Source organism: Flavobacterium hauense, assembly GCF_054457175.1.
Map to the genome: position 1 here is coordinate 122,579 of NZ_JBTKVX010000009.1, position 21,467 is coordinate 144,045.

The following is a 21,467-nucleotide window of genomic DNA, read 5'->3' on the forward strand; positions in this document are numbered from 1 at the left end:
TAAAATAAAGATACTGTTGGCCGGTTCCCGATAAACCTAAGAACCTAAGCCTCTCAGTAACTAAGAAACTTGAAGAAGAATGGATCTAAACCAAATACATAACGTCTATTTTGTGGGTATAGGAGGCATCGGGATGAGTGCCCTGGCCCGCTATTTTAAGTTCATAGGCAAAAATGTGGCCGGTTATGATAAAACTCCTACTCATCTTACTGATGAGTTGAAAGCTGAAGGAATTGCAATACATTTTGACGATAAAGTAGAACTTATAGGGCTTCCTTATCTGAATAAAGAAAATACGCTGGTAGTAGTAACGCCTGCAGTACCAAAAAATCATTTGCAATGGAATTATTTCCTAAACAATGGTTTTGTGGTTAAGAAACGTGCAGAGGTATTGGGGATTATTACCAAAGATACCTACTGCTTTGCGGTAGCGGGCACTCATGGTAAAACAACAACGTCGAGTATACTTGGGCATGTATTGTATGAAAGCGGACTTGATGTTACGGCTTTTTTAGGGGGTATTGTTGAGAACTACAATTCTAATCTGATAGGAAGCGGTAAAACGATAACAGTGGTAGAGGCAGATGAATTCGATCGTTCGTTTCTGCACCTGCACCCGAATATTGCATGCATTACCTCTATGGATGCAGACCATCTTGATATTTATGGCGATACAGCTTCTATAGAAGCGTCGTTCAGAGAATTTGCCGATAAAGTTGAGGATAAAAATCATCTGTTTGTAACTAACGGCCTTCCGCTAGAAGGTATAACTGTAGGGGTTAATGAGGGTCAGTTTTCGGCAACAAACATCCGCATTGAGAATGGTTGGTATGTGTTTGATGTCGTAACGCCTTATGAAACGATTACTGATCTGAAATTTAGTCTTCCGGGGCATCACAACCTGACGAATGCCTTGCTTGCATTTGCGATGGCAAGAACCTACGGAGTGCCATCTGATGATATCAGGAAAGCGCTGGAAACATTTAAAGGAGTTAAGAGGAGATTCTCGTACCAGATAAAAAAACAGGATTTGGTGTATATAGATGATTATGCACACCATCCTACAGAAATAAACGCGGTGTATCAGGCGGTTTCAGAACTGTATCCTGGTAAAAAAGTGCTTGCTGTTTTTCAGCCGCACCTGTTTAGTCGCACAAGGGATTTTGCTGACGGGTTTGCTAAAAGCCTGTCTGCCTTTGAAAATATCGTGCTGTTGGATATCTATCCTGCACGCGAACTGCCTATAGAGGGAGTTACCTCGCAATGGTTGCTTGAAAAGATTGAAAACCCGAACAAAAAGCTAATCGCAAAAACGGATCTTATCCCATTGCTTAAAATGTCGGATGCAGATGTAATTGTGACTATTGGGGCGGGTGATATTGGTGAAATGGTACCTGAAATTAAAAAAGTTTTGGATGAAAAAAATTAACTGGAATGACGTCAGATTAGTGCTCATTTTGGGCGCGGCGATTTTTCTGTATTCTTTCTCGTCACAACGGAACGAAAACAGGATGCTGAAAGAAGCGGATATTGAATTCAAAGAGGCTGAGGACTTTATAACGCACGAGAAAGTTAATAACTTGTTGATACAAAATTTCGGCAGTATAAAAAGCATTCGGAAAGATAAATTAGATTTGAATAGCGTGGAAAAATCCCTTGACAAAAACCCAATGATTGACAAGGCAGAGGTTTACGCTACGGTAGACGGGAAATTGAAGGCGATAATTTCGCAGCGAAAGCCCGTAGCCAGAATTTTTGACGGGGGAAATTCATACTATATCGATTCGAGAGGAGATAAAATGCCGTTGTCTGAAACGTATACCGCAAGGGTGCCGATCGTGACAGGGATGTTGGATAGTATTGAAAAAGGACGGCTGAACAAGCTGCTGAATTATATCAACGATGATAATTTCCTGAAGAAAAATATTATTGGGATGGAAGTGGCGCCTACAGGCGGACTGAAAATGAAAACGAGGAATTATGGTTATGAGATTCAGTTTGGCAGGCCTATAAACATCGAGAAGAAATTTAATAACTATAAGGCATTCCTCCAGGATGCAGTAAAGGATACATTGATTGAACAGTACAAAACAATAAATCTGAAGTTTACACAACAGGTTGTGTGCACCAAAAAATAGGATTATGGAAAAAGACAGCATTGCAGTAGGTTTAGACATCGGAACGACAAAGATTGTTGCGATGATCGGCAGGAAAAATGAGTATGGGAAACTGGAGATCCTTGGTGTTGGAAAATCCAAAAGCCTTGGTGTGGCCAGAGGTGTTGTTAATAACATTACGCAGACTATACAGTCGATTCAACAGGCTGTGCAGGATGCGGAAGCTGATAGTGGTTATAAAATAAACGATGTGGTGGTAGGTATTGCAGGACAGCACATTCGTAGCATACAGCACAGTGATTACATCAGCAGGAATAACCCTGAAGAAGTAATTGGTGATGCTGATATCGATTTGCTTATAAACCAGGTGCACAAGCTGGCAATGCTTCCGGGAGAAGAGATCATTCATGTTCTTCCGCAAGAGTTTAAAATTGACGGCCAGCATGAAATAAAAGAGCCTATCGGTATGTATGGAGGCAGGCTGGAAAGCAGTTTTCATGTTGTAGTTGGGCAGGCATCATCGATTAGGAACGTTGGACGATGCATAAAAAGTTCAGGACTTGATCTTTCAGGTTTGACGTTAGAGCCATTGGCTTCAGCTGATGCTGTGTTAAGCCAGGAAGAAAAAGAAGCAGGTGTGGCACTTATCGACATAGGAGGTGGTACTACAGACCTTGCAATATTCAAAGACGGTATCATTCGCCATACGGCTGTGATTCCTTTTGGAGGCAATGTAATTACAGATGACATCAAAGAAGGATGTTCTATTATAGAGAAACAGGCAGAATTGCTTAAGGTAAAATTTGGCTCTGCATGGCCGGGAGAAAATAAAGACAACGAGATTGTATCTATTCCGGGTCTGCGTGGCCGCGAACCTAAAGAGATTTCGCTTAAGAACCTGTCGAAAATTATCCATGCACGTGTGGTAGAGATAATTGAGCAGGTGTTTGCAGAGATAAAAGCTTACGGGCATGAAGATCCGCGTAAAAAACTTATTGCAGGTATTGTGCTTACAGGAGGCGGTGCCCAGCTTAAGCATATAAAGCAACTGGTTGAGTATATTACAGGTATGGATACCAGGATTGGGTATCCTAACGAGCACCTTGCGGGTAATTCTGATGAGGAGATTTCAAGTCCGTTATATGCTACGGCAGTTGGGCTTGTAATGAACAGTCTTCGCAATCATACCCAAAGTGCTACGCCATTGGTAGAGTTGCAAAAACCTGCCGAGCCTGTTTACAGGCCGCAACCGATAATAAATACGGTAGTGGCGCCCGACCCGACTCAGGCACTATATGAAGAAGAAGTGTTGGAAACGGTAGCGGCACATCAGCCGGCTGCCAGTGTAGAGGAGTCAACTGAAAAGAAAGTGAAAAGGTCATTTTTTGACAAGTATATTGATAAGATTAAAGATTTTTTAGATAACGCAGAATAAAAACCCGATTGATATGATGAGCAACTCAGAATTTGGAAGCATTTCGTTTGATTTACCCAAAAATCAATCAAACGTAATCAAGGTGATTGGTGTTGGCGGGGGCGGAAGCAACGCGATAAACCACATGTTTAAGCAGGGGATCAAAGGTGTTGATTTTATTGTTTGTAATACAGATTCACAGGCTTTGCAAAACAGCCCTGTGCCGAATAAGATTCAGTTAGGTGTTGACCTGACCGAAGGACTTGGTGCTGGTGCTAACCCGGAAGTGGGGCAGCAGTCTGCTTTAGAAAGTATAGAGGATATCGAGAAAATGCTTGATACCAATACTAAGATGATATTCATTACTGCAGGTATGGGCGGTGGTACCGGTACAGGTGCTGCTCCGGTTATTGCACAGCTTGCTAAAGAAAGAGATATTCTTACGGTGGGTATTGTTACCATACCTTTCCAGTTTGAAGGTAAGGTAAGGTCTGAACAGGCGTTATCGGGTGTTGAGAGACTGCGAAAGCAGGTTGACTCTTTAATCGTTATCAATAATAATAAGCTTCGTGAAGTTTACGGTAACCTTGGTTTTAAAGCAGGTTTCTCTAAAGCGGATGAAGTGTTGGCAACTGCCTCAAGAGGTATTGCCGAAGTAATTACACATCACTATACTCAAAATATTGACCTTAAAGATGCTAAAACTGTACTTTCTAATAGCGGTACTGCTATTATGGGGTCTGCTATAGCATCAGGAGATAACCGTGCTAAAGACGCAATCATTGATGCTCTTGACTCTCCGTTATTGAATGATAACAAGATCACAGGTGCTAAAAACGTATTGTTGTTGATTGTTTCGGGTACAAGTGAGATCACGATCGATGAGATTGGAGAGATTAATGACCACATCCAGACGGAAGCGGGCTATAATGCTAACATCATCATGGGTGTTGGTGAAGACGAAACGTTAGGAGATTCTGTTGCTGTAACTATTATTGCTACAGGTTTTAATGTAGAGCAACAAAATGAGATTGTAAATACTGAGCCTAAGAAAATTATTCATGCACTTGAGGAAGGACAGCGTCTTGTTCATGACCTGAGCCATAAGCCAATGGTGCCTGCATTTGATTTTGCCGCACCGGCAGAAATGCCAAAAGCGGAAATAAAATCTGAGCCGGTTGTTGAAGAAAAGATCGTGTTTTCGCTTGAGGAGGAGGTAGAGATCGAAGAAAAAAAGCCAATAGCTGAAGTTGCAGAAATTGAGCTTCCAACTTCAGAATACATCAATAACCTTGACGTGTTTTTTGAGATCGTTTCGCCTGAGCCGGCTATAGCTCCGGCACCGTTCATGCCGGAACCAATAATAGGCAGCCCGGTAATAACAGAAATCAGGGATGTAAGAGAGATTGAAGTGTTCGAGCCTGAGTTTGTAGTGGTTTCTAAAAAAGAAGAAGACCAGTTTACGTTCTCTTTTGATCTTTCTACCGATAATATAAGAAGAGAAGAAAAAATACTTTTCAGCCTTAATGAAGAAACGCGTGATATTAAAGTAAACGAGCCGGTGCAGGTTGTGCCGATGACTGAACTTAATGAAAGCGGAATAGTGAGATATTCGCTTGAGGAGTACCTTGAAAAAGAAACTGAACTACTGGATTCCAAGCCTGTTGCTAAAGTTGAAGAGCCGATAGCTCCTGAGATGAACCTTACTATGAAGACTGCGCCTGAGGCAGATACGGCTAAATATGCAGCTAATGAAGAGCTTACTCCAATGGAGATGACCATTGAAGAAACACTTCGCTTAAGGGCAGAGGAAAGAAGAAGGAAAATGAAGGAGTTTAATTATAAATTCCACAACAGTTCTTCACGTGTAGATGAGTTTGAAAAAGAACCGGCATACAAGAGAATGGGTATCGATCTTAACGATTCCCATGTTGATAATAGCAAATCGCGCTTGTCTTTAGGAACAGATAGTAACGACGACTTACAGTTGCGTTCTAACAACTCGTTCCTGCATGACAATGTAGATTAACTAACCCAAATGTGAACCTTTGACCCGGAAACATAATGATGTTTTCGGGTTATTTTTTTATCTTCGCAGCCATATTTAATATATAAACTATGAGTTTACAAAACGATATCATGGAAGGAATCAAAACTGCCATGAAAGCAAAAGATACAGTTACACTTGAATCACTAAGAGCTGTTAAGTCGGCATTATTGCTTGCGCAGACCGAAAGTGGTGCAGCGACAGAGCTATCTCAGGAAGACGAAATAAAACTACTTCAGAGACTGGTAAAACAGCGCAAGGACAGTGCTACTATATACATAGAGCAGGGCCGTCAGGATCTTGCTGATCCGGAACTTGAGCAGGCTGCTGTAATCGAAAAATTCCTTCCTGCGCAACTTAGTGAAGAAGAAGTTGAAGCAGTTGTGAAGAGAATAATTGCTGAAAACGGTTTCTCAGGAATGGCGGATATGGGTAAAGTGATGGGTGTGGCTTCTAAGGAGCTTGCCGGTAGTGCTGATGGCAAAACCATTTCTAACGTTGTGAAAAGATCACTAGCATAAACAGATAGTTGGGTTGTTGGATTTTTAGACTATTAAGTTCAGTCTAAAAATCCGACAATTTAAATATCTAAAACTGGCCTCATGGCTCAACTGGATAGAGCACTGGATTTCGGCTCCAGCGGTTGGGGGTTCGAATCCCTCTGAGGTCACGAATAAATAAAGACAAAGCCCAAAAAGCATAGAGCAAGCTCTGCTTTTTGGGCTTTGTCTTTATTTTCAAAGCTGAGCTTTAGGGATGGGTGCAGCTAATTATTTGTGAATAACAGACTACAATAGAGTTAGCTTTTAGTGCTAGGTTTTATAAAATCCAGTTAACAATAATTTATTGTAGTAAAATGTTAAAATAAAATTAAAATATGTATATTTGGGTGTTAAAAACTTGACTAGCAGATTTTTGTTTTCTCATTAAAGTGTCGGGCAACTTGATGAGAATTTGATTGTTGTTGTTTGTGGTTCACAAATGACATGAATCTTAAATGTTCTTTTAAAAGGATATTTGGGATTATAGATAGGGTAGCCTTACCCCCGGGGATATCTATACGTTTAACTTGCCGGCTTAGTCCGGATTAAATTGTTTACTATAACTGATTATGCTTGTTTTCTCTGCGTGGGGAACTACAGGTCTATGATTTTTATGGTAACCTTGGATTATCTAAATATAGCCTAGAATGAAAACACACCAAAAACTTACCATGGTTTTATTTTCGGTGATTATTGCAGTAGTATACATTATTGGTAAAAACAATAATCAGTCACTGCATAGATCTGATCGTGTAACCATTGTTAAAAAAAGCGCTTTTTCAATTGTTGAAAGGGAAATTTTGATTGATAGCGCGGCATTTAAAAGACTCTCACCTTTTTTTAAAATAAAAAAAGACGAGTTTGATCCTAATGGGACATTAACTTATGTACCTGCTGATTCACCTGAAAAACCTAAAGGGGATGCTATTTACTGTTACTTTGAACGCATAAACGATTCTGTTTCAAATTTAAGGGTACGTATGCAAATTGAACACAAAGAATGGCTTTTTTATAAGAAATGCCAATTTTTAGTTGATGGAAAAGTATACGAATACAGCCCTCAGAGTATTGAGTTGAATGTTGGTAATCCCGGCAAGGTTTGCGAATGGTTTGATGAAGCTGTAAACGCAAATAATATTGATATAATCAGAGCCTTAAGCAAAGCAAGGGAAGCAAAAGTGAAAATTATAGGGAGGCATTACAATAAGATTATTGTTTTTTCGAAAGAACAGTTTTTGTCTATCAATAATACTCTTGAATTATATTCTGCATTCAGAGGAACGATCTGATCGAACGTAAGAGAGTGTTAAAAATTTAACGTTCAATAATTTATTGGTTAATAGTCCGTTAATGTGTATTAAACATGGAGAGGACTATTTAATGAAGAGATGGATTATTCGGGTGGTACCATTATTGTTCTTTTTGACAACTTCAGCCCAGGAAACAATAATTTTTGGTAACGATACGCTGGTGAACCAATCATTGGCGCAAAAAAAGAATTCGGTTTACATGCAATTGATCGTGCCATCGGTATTGATAACCTATGGCGTTCTTGGCTTTGCAAGCAGCGAGGTTAAAAGCATCAATACAACTATTAAAAGCGAAGTTGATGAGCATGTAAAGCAGGGTACAACAATAGATGACTATACTCGGTATGTGCCGGTTGCATCTGTATATGCGCTTAATCTGGCCGGTATAAAAGGAAAACATAATTACAGGGATCTTACTGTTATAACGGCTACCTCATATCTTATAATGACGGGTTCAGTAATGGGACTAAAATCATTATCTAAGGTTGAGCGTCCGGATGGCAGCACCGATAATTCTTTTCCGTCAGGTCATACGGCGACTGCTTTTGCAGGTGCAGAGATTTTATGGCAGGAATATAAGGATGTTTCTATTTGGTATGGGGTAGGAGGTTATATTGTTGCTGCCGGTACCGGTATGCTGCGAATATATAACGACAGACACTGGCTCACCGATGTAGCTGCAGGTGCGGGAATAGGAATATTGAGCACTAAAGTGGCCTATTGGCTTCATCCATTTATTCAGAAACAGCTTTTTGGTTCTAAGGAAGAGAAAAAATACTCATTGTTGGCCGCCCCATTTTATAATGGACAACAGGGAGGATTAAGTGCTGTTATTAAATTTTGATAGTGTCAGGAAATCTATAGGAGGTTTGGCTTTCATAAGATCCTGATCTTAATAATAAAAAAGGCTGCCCGGATAGGGCAGCCTTAAATTTTTTTAAATAAAAGGTATTAGTGTTTAATCACTTTTACACTTTTGGAAGAACCTTCACCGCTTACCTGCAGGATATATGTTCCTGATGCAATGCTTGAAAGGTTGACCTGAACCGTATCGGCATTTGCCGTTTGTTCAATTACCGTTTGACCCAGTAAGTTAACTACTTTTATGTTAGATATAGTAACGCTGTTTGAAACCGTTACAATGTCTTTAGTAGGGTTAGGAGAAACAGAAAGTTGTCCAAATTTGAATTCGTTGCTACCTGCTACCTGGCTAACTGTTACTGCCAAATAATCACTTTCGCATGTTTCGGTTGTCTGGCTTACATAATAGGTTACGCCATCCTCTAAAACTGTATCTGTGTTCACTTCAGTATACGTGTTGCCTGCCAATGTATACCACTGAACAGTTGCTCCACTGATAGTAGTTATAATAAGGTCTGCAATTGTATCGCCTTCTTCAAAGCTTTGTGTCGCAGATCCCGAAGGAGCATCTGGTATGTCGTTAATTGTAACGGTTATCTCTGTAGCCGTACTTGTACATTCGCCTACAGTTTGTGTAACATAGTAGGTGCCGGACTGCAGTATTGTACTGTTTGTAATTGCCTGGCCGCCTAGTGTAGCATACCATGTAAAAATAGCTCCGGTTTCTCCATTAGCTACCAGTTCTTCTGCTGTAGCTCCTTCGCAGAATGCCTGAGCCTGTGCGTTTGGTGCATCAACTGCGTTTATTGTAACCTGAACTTCTGTTGCAGTACTTTCACAATCATTAATTGATTGAGTAACATAATAGGTTCCGGTTGCAAGAACTGTGGCCTGACCAAGAACATTTCCACCTTCTGTTGAATACCATTTTACAGTTGATCCTGAAATGTTATTTACAACAAGATCTTCAACTGTTGCGCCTGTACAGAATGGCTGTGCCTGTGCGTCCGGCGCAGTAACTGTAGTTATTGTTACCTGTATTTCTGTAGCTGTACTTTCGCAGTCATTAAGTGTTTGCGTTACATAGTATGTTCCCGTTTCAAGAAGTGTTGATCCATCAAGTACGTTACCGTTTAGGGTTGAGTACCACTTCACGATTGCGCCTGTGGTAGTGTCTGAAATAAGATTTTCAACTGTTGCACCTGCACAGAATGGCTGATCTGCTGCTCCGGGAGCAGCGGTAGTATAAACAACAACCGATACGGCTGTGCTTGGGCTAATACACTCATTTGTTATTTGCCTTACATAGTAAGTGCCTGTTTGAAGAGCAGTATTTGAAGCCAGAGCAACACCGCCTTCTGTAGCTGACCAGATTACTGTCGCGTCAGGTAGTGTAGTTGCCAAAAGCTGTGACGCTGTTTCTCCTGTGCAGAAGAATTGTTGTGAAGCTGTAGGAGCAGCAGTACTATTTACCACAACTGTTACTGCTGTAGCTGTACTTTCACATGTATTCAGTGTTTGTGTTATGTAATAAGTTCCCGATGCAAGTGCAGCTGTAGATACTAATGCTGCGCCACCCTGAGTTGCCGACCATTTAAAAGTAGCTCCCGTAAGTGTTGTAGCAGTAAGATTTGCTACAGTTGCTCCAATACAAAATGTTTGTGTTGCAGTAGCAGTAGGTGCAGCAGTTGAATTAACCGTAACAGTTACCGGTACCGGTGTACTTTTACATGTGTTAAGGGTTTGTGTTACAAAGTATGTGCCCGAAACAAGCTGTACAGTTGTAGCAAGAGGGTCTCCAGCCTGAGTGTCTGACCATGTAAGTGTACCGCCTGTTGCACCGGCTGCCGAAAGATTAAGTACTGTCGCGCCAATACAAAATGTTTGAGCAGATGCCGTAGGAACTGGTGTAGTGTTGATAGTTACAACGACTTGTGTGGCTGCACTGGTACACGTTCCAACTGTTTGTGTAACGAAGTAAGTGCCTGAAGCAACAGTAGTGTTGCCTGTAATGGCAGCTCCACCCTGAGATGCTGACCATGTAAATGTTGCGCCTGTTGCGCCTGTTACTGTTAATTGGTTAAACAGGATGCCTGCACAATGTGTCTGGGCAGCAGCTGTAGGTGCGTTTACTGTAGTAATTGTAAGTGCTACAGATGTTGCAGGACTCGTACATCCGTTAAGCGTTTGCGTTACAAAGTAAGTGTTTTGAGTTACAGCCGTGTTGCCATTAATAGCCGTTCCTCCCTGTGTAGCCGACCATGTAAATGTTGCGCCAGTAGCACCTGTTACAGCAAGTTGGCTAAATGTTGTACCTGTACAAACAGTTTGCGCAGCAGCTGTTGGAGCGTTTAATGTTGTAACAGTTATAGCAACTGTAGTTCTTGGGCTTTCGCAACCATTTAAAGATTGTGAAACATAATAATTAGCAGATGTAAGTGCAGCAGTCGAAAGAAGTGCTGTGCCTCCTGTAGAAAGATCATACCAGTTTAGTGTAGCGTTGGCTACTGGAGTGGCAATCAAGTTAGCCACAGTGCTAGGCCCGCATAAAGCCTGAGTAGGTGATGCGGCTGGAGCTGCCGGAGCAACACAGGTAGTCGTAAAAGTACCTGCCTGATATGCCGAACTACAAATTGCATTGACCGCCCTTACTCTGTAGTAGTATTGCGTAGATGCTGATAAGCCCGTTACATTAAGAGTTGTTCCGCTATTTACAGTAAATGGAGATCCTGTCACATGTGCGGTTAAGGCCGCATTTGTAAATACTTCTACTGTGTAGGATGTTGCAGCAGCGCTTCCAGCTGCTAAAGCCCAATTTAGTGTTGCATCATTACCCGCAGGTACAGGTATTGCTGACGCCAAAACAGGACATTCGTCTATTTGCTTTCCTGAAACTGCGAATACATTTGGAACTGGTGTAGTAGCACCGGTAGATGTCTTAGTGATTTCTATTGATGCAACTTCTTTGTTTTGATTCTCTGCTAATATAGGGATGTCAACATAGAAGACTTTAGCATTTCCTATGTCGGGTACTCCAACATTATCAGCTCTGTTTGCGCGTCCAATATTGCTTATAAGAGCAGGTTGCGTTGTTGTACCTGCCTGATACCAGTCTATAACAGTAGTTGATGTTGCCGGTGTCTGAGATGTACCATCCTGAAAAATTACTCTGGATGAGATTGTAGAACCGCCGCCTCCTGAAGTTAGGGCAAGATAAACATTTGTTAGTTTTTTAGGAGCCGCCAGTGTAAGGGTCCCTACCTGGTTTTGCGCCGGTAATCGTAATGAATTGCTGGCAGAATAGTCGGCAAATAAGAAATTCAGTGCAGGAACTGAAATTGAAGTCAGGGTTCTGTTAACTGGTAGACCGGCAGTAGTAACAGCACCTGCTGTTCTTTCATAATCAATTGACATATATGCATTGTTTCCTGCGTCAATGTCATTTGTTGTAGATAGTTTTGCTATACCGTTTCCGTTAGCAACAACGTCTTCATTAAAGCCAGTAACGGTAAATGGAGTATAGTTGTTTTGTGCTGTGAAACTTGCAGTTGCAGACCATGCATCATTAAAACATGCTGCAGTTTGTGTTTTAACTCTGTAATAATAAGTAACCCCGTTAGTCAGGCCGGTAAGGGCATAGCTTGCAGCAGGAGAAGATACCGTTTGAGCTGTGCCAAACTGAGTGGTCATGGCTGCGTCTGTATAAACTTCGACTCTATATGTTGCAGCTGTACCATTATTACCAACTACTGAAGACCAGTTAAGAAGTGCCGAAGTACTTGTTATATTACTTGCGTTTGCAATCTGTACAGGTTTTGCACAAGTAATACCATCTACAGTTGCAGGGTCGCTATATACTGGGCCAAGACAAGTTGTACCACCGTAATTATAAGCATATACAGTATAATAGAAACGTGAGTTAGAGGCTAAAAAATCTGTAAATGCTGGTGATGTGCTTATCGAAACGATAGTGCCCGAACCTAATGGTGTGCCTACAGTATATATTGTAGTATCAGTAGGGGTTGCTCCTGTTACTGGTTGTGTACCGCGAACCAGTAGGTATCCAGTAGGTGCAGTTGCAGACGATGCAGTTACGGTAAGTGATGAAGCTGTAGGGCTGTTTATGGCAAGTGTAGGTGTAGCGGGTTTTACACAGTTTGCAGGCTGCGTTGCCACCATAAGGGTGTAGTCTTCAGTATCCCCATTCGTGAGGCTGCCACATGGGGTGATCGCTGTAGAGCTGCTTGAGCGTACACGCATTCTGTAAAGTCCGTCAGGTGTTCCGGGAGGAACAGGGATGTTGCCGGAAAAGTTTACGTTAGAGTTTGTTCCTAAGGTATAAACAGCTTCTCCTGTGTCAACAAAGTCAAGGTCTTTGTTCCAGTCAACATAAATTGTTACTCTGGTAGTATTTACTGTTTTAACACCTGTAAAGCTGAAAGATGCTCCGGCTTCTTTGGCAACAATCTGGTTCGTAAAGTTTGTATATGTTGCAATTCCGGACGTGTTAGATATATTTAAATATCCACCGGTTGTAGTGAAATTAGTTATATTGTTGATATTGGTTGTTGCTGTAGTTGTAGGTGTACAATAGGCATGTGTATAAGTTCCTGTTGCATAGTCTCCAACACAAGTTCCTCCGGTTCCTCTAACCCTGAAGTAATAGGTTGTATCGAGGTTAAGTCCGTTCACAACCTGAGATGTAGCTGTAAGGTTTGTAAAAGGTGAACCTGCTATTGGTGTTGTGAAGTTTGCATCGGTGTATACTTCAAGTTCATAAGTAGCAGCTGTAGCTCCATTTGTCCCTAATGTAGCTAATGCCCAGTTGAAGGTAGCTGAAGTAAAGCTTGGAAGTGTTGTTGCTGAGGCTGTAACTACAGGACAGTTAGGTGTTAATTTACCCGATGCCGCAAATATGTTTGGTATTCTTGAATCGGAACTATTTAAGAATGTTTTGGTAACTTTTATAGCGTTTACAAGTTTTGAATGGTTTGTAGCATCAACGGCAATGCCAATCTGGAATATTTTAAATATGCCTGTTGATGGGGTTCCGCTGGCTCTGGAGACTCTTCCTATATTGTTTATTATTGTTACAGCCGGTGCAACGGGATTACTATCCCAGTTTGTTACTGCTATGGCGTTTGCTGTTTGGAATGTACCGTCGGCAAACTGAATTTCGACACTAATCTGTGATTCATTGTCTCCTGAAGCAACCGCTAAATATAGATCAGTAAGCTTTTGTGGCTGGGCAAGCGTAAGCACACCAAAGTCATTAGTAGCTGATAACCTCAATGAATTACTTCCGCTATAGTTGGCTAATACATATTGTAAACCCGTAATGTTAGGGCTGTTCAGTGTCCTGTTTACAGGTAGTCCATAGTTTAAAGTAGGTGAAGTTGCGAGTGGCTTATAATCTATGCATAGATAAGCGTTATTGGCTGAACCGCTATCTACTGAGTGGGTAGAGGATGCATCGGCCAGTCCAACACCATTGGCAATTACGTCGGCGCTAAATCCTGTAACATCTAGTGGTGTATAGCCAAGTTTGGCTGTAAAGCTTCCTGTTACAGAAAAATCAGTACACGTTCCGTTATTTGTTTTGACGCGGTAGTAGTAGATAGTGTTGTTAACCAGGTTGGTAAGGTTAAAGCTTGTGGCTGCTACATTGGGGTAATTGCCAAATGAGGCCGTTAGTCCGGCATTAGTATATACTTCAAGAGTATAAGTAGTTGCAGGTAAATCGGGCACAGCATTCCAGTTTACGGTTGCTGTAGTAGCTGTGATATTACTGGTGCCTGACAGTACAGGAGCACACTGTGACCATCCATTGAGGCCGGTAAGCAGGAGTACTGCCATGACAAATCCGGATACAACGGATGATTTGTTTTCCGGCCGCAGGAATTTGCTAAACCAGTAAGGTAATTTTACTTTCATAAAAATTCGATAATAATGTTAATAGGTTGCTTTTATTTAGGTTTGCGTGTTATAAAAATGTAAATTAAATACAATTTTTACATAAAAATTTACGTATTTTAGTAAATGTTAAAATATCACAATATTACATACAGGTGTGAATTTATTTACATAGACTGATGCTTGTTAAAATTCATTGTATATACAAGCTATTGACAATAAAAACATTATGTTTTTGTGAAATTACAGGGGTAATGATCGTAAACCACGATAGGTCTTGCGTTTTATATAATTTGAGCTAATTAAAAATTGACTAACAGAAAAGGATAGGCTTTAAAAAAAATAATTTTAAAAATTATGCTTTATAAGCAATTTGCTCTGATACTATTGAACTTAGGTGGTTTGAAAGCAGAAGGTAATGATGGTGGTGTATTTAAATTTTAGATAAAAGAAAACCCGGAATATTTAGTTCCGGGTTTCTTTTTATTTCCCTATTTGGGCATTTGTCCTTCGAATGGCTTCCTGGTCTTTGTAATCGAGCCATGCCTGGCCTTTGCGTTTGCGCATCCAGTTGTCATAGTAGCGGTTAAATGTTACATTGGCTAATCCTTTTAATAAATTTGAAGGCCTTCCTGCGAGTGATCGTAAGCTTAATGAGAATCCCGGTGTCAGGTATTTCATGTAATGCCACCAGCCCTCGGGCATGTAGAGCATTTCGCCGTGTTTAAGGTTGGTGATGTAAGGTTTAACCATTTTCAATGCCGGAAATTTTTCAAAATCAGGATTGTCAAAGTCTATATCCTCGTTACATATCCATGAATAAGGTAGGCGGTACATGTATTTGGTTTCTTTGGGATCTACAAGAACACATTGCTTCTCTCCTGAAAAATGAAAATGGAAGATGTTAGGGAAATCAATGTCATAATGCATGAATACTTTAGCGTTTTGACCGCCAAAAAAAACCAAAGGCAGGCTTTTAATGAGTCTTAATCCCAGGTCAGGCCATTTCATGTCGTCTTTCATAGACGGTACATCTTTCATAAGGTTGTATAAAAAGATCCGAAGGTCGGTTGGGCCTTTTTCAAGGATGTCAATGTATTCAGCCATTGTCATTTTAAAGTCAGGTTCATTGACTTTTTTAGTATAATCCGTCTTTCGGCTATCATATAGGGGCACGATCTTATCTCCGGCAACTTCTCTCAAAAAATTAAAATCCCATTTGGTAAAGGCAGGCCAGTCTTCTATCTGGTTCGTTATAACGACCGGTTTTTGAAGCTTATAGTAGTTTTCTATAAACTCTTTTTTGGTTAATTTCTCAACCCTTTCAATTTCTATATATTCAAAACTCATAGTACGGTGCGAATAAAGTGTTAATCACTACTGGTGTTACCCAAATGTACTAAAAACTTAAATAAAAATGTTTTTCGGGATAATGAAATCAGACTAAATAAAGAAACCCTCATAATGAGGGTACTTATTTTTTTTCGTTACTTTAGGTGATGCCGTTGTTTATGGCCTGCTGCCTGTTGCCAGCCTGTAAAGTATTCCGATAATTGCAAGGACTAATAATATGTGGATAAGGCTGCCTACTGCCTGACCAAATCCAAAATAGCCTACTGCCCATCCTATAAGAAGGATCACTACGATTAACCAGATTAAATCTCTCATGATGTATATATTAAATTAGTTAGTGAGATAAAATTACTTCATTAATATCAGGAGAGTTAATTAATTAAGAATCCTTTAATAGCCAAAAATTTCTTAATAAAACCAGCGGACAAATAAAATGATTAAAAACAGGAGTGTACTAGTTTTAATTAAGTATTTTTGTGTAGTTATAGAATAATTTGCATGCAAACTCCATTAAAAATTGCAGTAGTAGGTTCAGGTTTAGTAGGATCTTTACTGGCAATATACCTAAAAAGGGCAGGCCATTCAGTACATGTTTACGATCGCAGCCCTGACATCAGAACAGTCCGTTTTTCCGGGCGATCCATTAACCTTGCCATGTCTAACCGTGGCTGGCGTGCACTCGACGAGGTTGGTCTTGGTGATGAGATCAGAAAGATCGCCATCCCAATGGAAAAAAGAGCGATCCATCTTGTAGGGCAGCCTTTAAATTACCAGCATTACGGTAATAAAGGTGAAAGTATTTATTCTATATCACGTGGTGTGCTGAACAGGCAGATGGTAACACTGGCTGAGGCAGAAGGAGTGGAGTTCTTTTTTGAAAGCAGGGTGTGGGATGTTTCCCTGGCTGATGCAACACTTCATACCGGCGAAACCGAACAGGGACCGTGGGATGATTTGAAATATGATATGGTCTTTGGTGCTGATGGTGCGTTTTCAAGGATACGTCACAGGATGCAGCGCCAGAATATGTTCAACTACTCACAGGAGTTCCTTAATACAGGTTATAAAGAACTTAATATACCTGCAAATCCTGACGGTACACATAAACTCGATAAAAATTCACTACATATATGGCCGCGACAGGATTTTATGCTTATTGCGCTGCCTAATCTTGACGGAAGTTTTACCTGTACCTTATTCATGCCTTTTGAAGGTGAGAACTCTTTTGAGTCGTTAAAGGATAAGGAGACACTTGAATCTTTTTTTGCTACACATTTCCCTTCTACAGTAGAAGTAATTCCAAATCTTGTGGAAGATTTTTTCAGGAATCCTACAAGTACTCTTGTTACCATGAAGTGCTATCCGTGGACATTTGAAGATAAAGTTGCGCTGATAGGCGATGCCGCCCACGCTATTGTTCCTTTTTATGGGCACGGTATGAATGCCGGGTTTGAAGATATCACCATACTGAATCAGCTGATGCAGCAGTATGGCGATGACTGGACTACTATTTTTGATGAATACCAAAAAAGCCGCAAGCCTAATGCAGATGCTATTGCTGAGCTTTCTTACCGTAACTTTATGGAGATGCGCTCTAAAACAGCCGATGCCAAATTTCATCTGCAAAAGAAAATCGAAAAGCATTTTTCAGAAAAACACCCTGACAAATGGCTTCCCCTCTACAGCAGGGTGACTTTCAGTTTTAGGCCATATGCCGAGGCGCTGGCCATTGGCGACCGTCAAAAGGCTATTATGGATGAAGTGATGCTTTTTCCGGATATTGAAAACAAATGGGAAAGTACTGAAGTAGAAAATAATATTCTGGAACTGCTGAAGACTCCTTAATATATAGCTGTCATTTTTAAATATAAAGTAGACTGCAAGTACCAGGAATGTAAATCCTACTGCGGGGTTCCATTTTAAAGTTTCATTCTTAAAGAAAAGTACTGAGAATATAGTGAAGACCACAAGGGTGATTACTTCCTGAATAACCTTGAGCTGCATCAGGGTAAATGGCCCTCCGTTTTCTTTGTAACCAATTTTATTTGCGGGCACCTGAAAAAAATACTCAAATAGTGCCAGTCCCCAGCTAATGAATATTATAGCTATGATGCCCAGGTTCTCGAACCACTTTAATTCTTTGAATTTCAGATGGCCATACCAGGCAAATGTCATGAAAATGTTGGCAAAAATCAATAATCCGATTGTTGTGATGGCTTTCATATGGTTAAAATGACTTTTTAATAGGAGCTAAATCGATTTATTACCATAAAAATACTATAAATCCGATATTTATACCTGCGTTATATTTAAAAATATAACGCAAAATAGCATAATCGATTAAATTAGGATGATTGCACAATAAACACGAAAGATTTGTGTTATTTATACCTAATCTATATTAATTTCAAATATTTAACAATTAATAATAGCTTTGACTTTGGAAAAATAGATAATATATAGGTAAATTATGTAAACAGAGGGTTTCCTGAAGTTTATCTTTGCAATAAATTATTGTTAAGAATTGATAAAAAAAACCATTTTATTTTTTTTTATGCCTTAATGATATAAATTTGCCAATCTTATACAAAGAAAATTTTAACAATAAGAAACTATTATTAAAAAATCAGAAAACTAAATTTTTAAAAAAAATGGCAAACGCATCTATTCAGAAGGTTGAGAAAAAGGAAGAATCTAAAGGGTCTAATATGTTCGCTGGTATAGCGATGGCATTATGTTTTGTAGTTGGATACCTTGTGTGGGAATTTGTAATGGGAGCACCTTCGAACTTTCAGGATAACAATCCTGCAGGTCACCCACTACCTGGTAACTACCTTGCAATGGTATATAAAGGTGGATTTGTAGTACCTGTACTTATGGGTCTTCTACTTATGTCGGTAGTGTTTTCATTTGAGCGTTTCTTCGTTATCAGCAAAGCGTCTGGTAAAGGTAATGTTGAATCTTTCCTAAGAAAAGTTCAGTCGCAAATCTCTAACGGTAACATCAACGAAGCAATGGCTGAGTGTGATAAACAACAAGGTACTGTGGCTAATGTTGTAAAAGCAGGTTTATTAAAATACGAAGAGGTTAAAAGAGAAGGTTTTGACAGCGAAAGAGCTGAAGCTGCTATCCAGCAGGAAATCGAGCAGGCTACATCACTTGAGATGCCAATGCTTGAGAAAAACCTTGTTATCATCTCTACACTAGTATCAGTTGGTACGCTAATGGGTCTATTAGGAACAGTAACAGGTATGATCAAGGCGTTCTCTGCTCTTGGTGCAGGTTCTACTCCGGATTCAGCTCAGCTTGCAAACGGTATCTCTGAAGCACTTATCAACACTGCTACAGGTATTGGTACTTCTGCACTTTCAATTATCGCTTACAACATCTTTACGTCTAAAATTGACAAACTTACTTACTCTATTGATGAGGCTGGCTTCACAATTGTACAAACGTACAGAAGATTCAGATCTCGTGCTAACCAGGCATAATCAATAGTAGAAGTATAACAATATATATGGAATTTGAAAGCACATTATAGTGTGCTTTCAAAGTTACCATAGCTAATAAAATCAATAATGGCTAAAGTTAAAATATCAAAGAAGAGCACCAGGATTGACATGACCGCGATGTGTGACGTGGCATTCCTACTGCTTTCGTTCTTTATTATGACAGCTACTGCTAAGCAGCCGGAACCTAAAGTGGTTGATGCTCCTGCATCTACTGTAGAGGTGAAGCTGCCGGAAGAAGGTGTAGCTGTGCTTACTGTTGGAGACGGGCAGGTATTCCTTACTATACCCGGAGCTGATGTAAGAAGAGAAGCGCTTAAGCGTATCTCTGCTAAATATAATATCGCCTTTACCGAAGAAGAATATAAAAAATTCTCTACTATGGAGGGTTTCGGTGTGCCGCTTAATGAGCTTAAAGGTCTTCTAAAGTTAAGTGTTGACGAGAGGAACAGGCCGGAACTTCAGAAAGGTATTCCTTATGCAGATTCAACAAGCAGCCAGCTGTTTGATTGGGTTAAGGAAGCAAGGATGGCTAACAAGACGCTTAGGGATGCAGAATTGACCGAAGGTAAAATTGACCAGGATAAATTTGCTAAAACCGGCGACTTACAGATAGCTATTAAAGGAGATGGTAAAGAAGAATATCCTACAATCAAAAAGGTTATGGATATCCTACAGGCTCAGGACAAGAATAAGTTCTTCCTTGTAACCAATCTTAGAGACGAAAATTTTTAATTTTATAAAAACAATATAAAATGGCAGAATTAAATACCGGCGACGGTGGCGGCAAGAAAGGCGGCAAGGTAAGAAGCAAGAAATCGAATCCCGGTGTTGACTTAACAGCGATGGTGGATTTGGCTTTCCTTCTTATTACGTTCTTCATGCTTACCACCAGCCTGTCAAAAAAACAGGCTATTGATTTGCCGATGCCGGATAAAAAAGATACAAGCACTCCGCCTACAAAGGTTGATGAGAGTAAACTTATGACAATCCTTATAGGTAAAGATAATAAAGTAATGTGGTACAGGGGTAAATTCGAAAGCCCTGTTGAAGCTCCAACTGAAACTACTTTTGGTAAAAATGGCATCAGGGTAGCGCTTTTAAAACAAGTAGCTATCGGTAAAGAAATATCAAAACGTGAAGGCAAGCCTGATCAGGGACTTATTGTAAATATCAAGGCAAGTGATAAGGCTTCGTACCGTAACCTTGTTGATATTCTGGATGAAATGGCAATAACAAAACCACAGTTATCGGCTATTGGAGATATTACACCGGCTGAAATTGACCTGTTGAAACAAAGTGGTTTGTATTAATCCTGTTTCAATCTAAAATTTACTATTATGTCAAAATTAAATATATTCAGTACTGCATGGACCGACCTTGTTTTTGAAGGCCGTAATAAGCAGTATGGTGCATATCAGTTACGCTCAGAGAATCCTAAAACTACGGTTAAGTCTTTTCTAATAGGCGCAGCACTGTTTTCTGTGCTTGTGGCAACACCTATCATATATGATGCAATGGGTGATCTTGTTGCTAAAGCCGATAAAGAAGAGGTTAAAGTTATCGAGGTTATCGATATCCCACCACCACCGGTAGAAGAGTTACCGCCACCTCCACCACCGGTAGAGGTAAAGCAGGCTCCTAAATCGCTGATTGAAGAGGTTAAACTTAAGCCGCTTGAAGCAGTTAAGAAAGAGGAAGTGCCGGATGATCCACCGAAACAGGAGCAGTTTAAAGATGCTAACCCTGGTAGTGAGAATAAAGAGGCAAGCCCTACAGGAGACGTAAACATCGGTACGCCGTCAGGTGACCTTGATAAAGGTGTTGAAGCTCCGGATAATACCGTTTATAACTCAGCAGGTCTTCAGGTTCAGCCTGATTTCCCCGGAGGTATACAGGCTTTCCTTGCTTATGTTAACAAAAACTTCAGGATTCCTGAAATTGACCAGAACATGACAGCTAAGATCTATGTGTCTTTCGTTGTTGAAAAAGATGGTACGTTAACAGCTATTAAAGTACTTAGGGATCCGGGTTATGGACTTGGTAAAGAGGCAGAACGCGTACTTAAGTCGGTTAAGACTAAGTGGAGTCCGGGTATCCAGAACGGAAAACCGGTAAGGGCTTCTTTCAACCTTCCTATTACGATTAATATCAAATCATAAGTAATAAGAGATGCTTTCAAAACAAGAATCTCAAGAACAAACACAGAAATCGCTCTTACAGCGATTTCTGTTTGTTTTAGGTATGGTGTTCTTTCTGCTTTATTTTGCTCTTGGGCTTACATTGATTTTCTGGAAAGACATGCCGATTATGCTTACCTATAAGGGCAGGATTGCCTTTGGCATACTGTTGATAGCTTATGCTTTTTTCAGGTTTGTCAGGCTATGGAGAAACAGGTAAT

At 40.2% G+C, this 21,467-nt stretch carries 16 protein-coding genes, 1 tRNA gene and 1 pseudogene; 14 read left to right on the top strand and 4 right to left on the bottom strand.

All coding sequences use genetic code 11. From position 1 onward, the window contains the following. The first annotated feature begins 79 nt into the window (after positions 1–79). The 8 genes from murC to ACX0HA_RS08570 all read left to right on the top strand — a co-directional run bounded on the left by murC (position 80) and on the right by ACX0HA_RS08570 (position 8,274). Positions 80–1,429, top strand: a complete 1,350-nt coding sequence (gene murC, locus ACX0HA_RS08535) for a UDP-N-acetylmuramate--L-alanine ligase (RefSeq protein WP_458844846.1) — start codon at positions 80–82, stop codon at positions 1,427–1,429. Next, positions 1,416–2,138 (top strand): cell division protein FtsQ/DivIB, encoded by a 723-nt coding sequence (locus ACX0HA_RS08540; protein WP_458844847.1) that lies wholly within the window; start codon positions 1,416–1,418, stop codon positions 2,136–2,138. The genes murC and ACX0HA_RS08540 overlap by 14 nt, the downstream gene beginning before the upstream one ends. Before the next feature lie 4 nt (positions 2,139–2,142). After that, on the top strand, positions 2,143–3,552 hold the full coding sequence (ftsA, locus tag ACX0HA_RS08545; RefSeq protein ID WP_458844848.1) for a cell division protein FtsA: 1,410 nt from the start codon (positions 2,143–2,145) through the stop codon (positions 3,550–3,552). A 13-nt stretch (positions 3,553–3,565) separates the two neighbouring features. After that, complete coding sequence (gene ftsZ / locus ACX0HA_RS08550) at positions 3,566–5,560, top strand: cell division protein FtsZ (RefSeq protein ID WP_458844849.1); 1,995 nt, start codon at positions 3,566–3,568, stop codon at positions 5,558–5,560. A gap of 89 nt (positions 5,561–5,649) precedes the next feature. Then, positions 5,650–6,099, top strand: coding sequence for a GatB/YqeY domain-containing protein (locus ACX0HA_RS08555; RefSeq protein ID WP_458844850.1), 450 nt, complete (start codon positions 5,650–5,652; stop codon positions 6,097–6,099). Positions 6,100–6,174: 75 nt separating this feature from the next. Further along, a tRNA-Arg gene (locus ACX0HA_RS08560) sits at positions 6,175–6,248 on the top strand. 519 nt (positions 6,249–6,767) lie between these two features. After that, the gene (locus tag ACX0HA_RS08565) at positions 6,768–7,409 is read left to right on the top strand and encodes a hypothetical protein (protein WP_458844851.1); all 642 of its coding nucleotides are present in this window, start codon (positions 6,768–6,770) and stop codon (positions 7,407–7,409) included. A gap of 91 nt (positions 7,410–7,500) precedes the next feature. Next, on the top strand, positions 7,501–8,274 hold the full coding sequence (locus tag ACX0HA_RS08570) for a phosphatase PAP2 family protein (protein WP_458844852.1): 774 nt from the start codon (positions 7,501–7,503) through the stop codon (positions 8,272–8,274). A gap of 107 nt (positions 8,275–8,381) precedes the next feature. Here ACX0HA_RS08570 and ACX0HA_RS08575 read toward each other — a convergent pair whose 3' ends face one another. The 3 genes from ACX0HA_RS08575 to ACX0HA_RS08585 all read right to left on the bottom strand — a co-directional run bounded on the left by ACX0HA_RS08575 (position 8,382) and on the right by ACX0HA_RS08585 (position 15,872). Beyond that, positions 8,382–14,225 carry an Ig-like domain-containing protein gene (locus ACX0HA_RS08575; RefSeq protein ID WP_458844853.1) on the bottom strand — a complete coding sequence of 1,948 codons (5,844 nt, stop codon included), beginning with the start codon at positions 14,223–14,225 and terminating at the stop codon, positions 8,382–8,384. Between the two features lie 462 nt (positions 14,226–14,687). Further along, positions 14,688–15,554, bottom strand: coding sequence for a cupin-like domain-containing protein (locus ACX0HA_RS08580; RefSeq protein WP_458844854.1), 867 nt, complete (start codon positions 15,552–15,554; stop codon positions 14,688–14,690). Between the two features lie 159 nt (positions 15,555–15,713). Next, positions 15,714–15,872, bottom strand: coding sequence for a lmo0937 family membrane protein (locus tag ACX0HA_RS08585; protein ID WP_458844855.1), 159 nt, complete (start codon positions 15,870–15,872; stop codon positions 15,714–15,716). A 183-nt stretch (positions 15,873–16,055) separates the two neighbouring features. Between ACX0HA_RS08585 and ACX0HA_RS08590 the strand changes: the two genes are divergently transcribed. After that, positions 16,056–17,402 (top strand): FAD-dependent oxidoreductase, encoded by a 1,347-nt coding sequence (locus tag ACX0HA_RS08590; RefSeq protein WP_458844856.1) that lies wholly within the window; start codon positions 16,056–16,058, stop codon positions 17,400–17,402. Positions 17,403–17,432: 30 nt separating this feature from the next. Here the strand turns inward: ACX0HA_RS08590 and ACX0HA_RS08595 are convergent. Further along, positions 17,433–17,780 (bottom strand): annotated as a pseudogene (locus ACX0HA_RS08595) (DMT family protein); the annotation flags it as partial. 428 nt (positions 17,781–18,208) lie between these two features. Between ACX0HA_RS08595 and ACX0HA_RS08600 the strand changes: the two are divergent. The 5 genes from ACX0HA_RS08600 (at position 18,209) to ACX0HA_RS08620 (ending at position 21,466) form a co-directional block, all read left to right on the top strand. Further along, a complete protein-coding gene (locus ACX0HA_RS08600; protein WP_458844857.1) occupies positions 18,209–19,048 on the top strand; it encodes a MotA/TolQ/ExbB proton channel family protein in 840 nt (279 codons plus the stop codon). An 87-nt stretch (positions 19,049–19,135) separates the two neighbouring features. Next, positions 19,136–19,801 (top strand): ExbD/TolR family protein, encoded by a 666-nt coding sequence (locus ACX0HA_RS08605; RefSeq protein ID WP_458844858.1) that lies wholly within the window; start codon positions 19,136–19,138, stop codon positions 19,799–19,801. 20 nt (positions 19,802–19,821) lie between these two features. After that, positions 19,822–20,379 carry an ExbD/TolR family protein gene (locus ACX0HA_RS08610; protein ID WP_458844859.1) on the top strand — a complete coding sequence of 186 codons (558 nt, stop codon included), beginning with the start codon at positions 19,822–19,824 and terminating at the stop codon, positions 20,377–20,379. Between the two features lie 27 nt (positions 20,380–20,406). After that, a complete protein-coding gene (locus ACX0HA_RS08615) occupies positions 20,407–21,228 on the top strand; it encodes an energy transducer TonB (protein WP_458844860.1) in 822 nt (273 codons plus the stop codon). A 10-nt stretch (positions 21,229–21,238) separates the two neighbouring features. Further along, the gene (locus ACX0HA_RS08620; RefSeq protein ID WP_458844861.1) at positions 21,239–21,466 is read left to right on the top strand and encodes a hypothetical protein; all 228 of its coding nucleotides are present in this window, start codon (positions 21,239–21,241) and stop codon (positions 21,464–21,466) included. The last annotated feature ends 1 nt before the right edge of the window (position 21,467 follow it).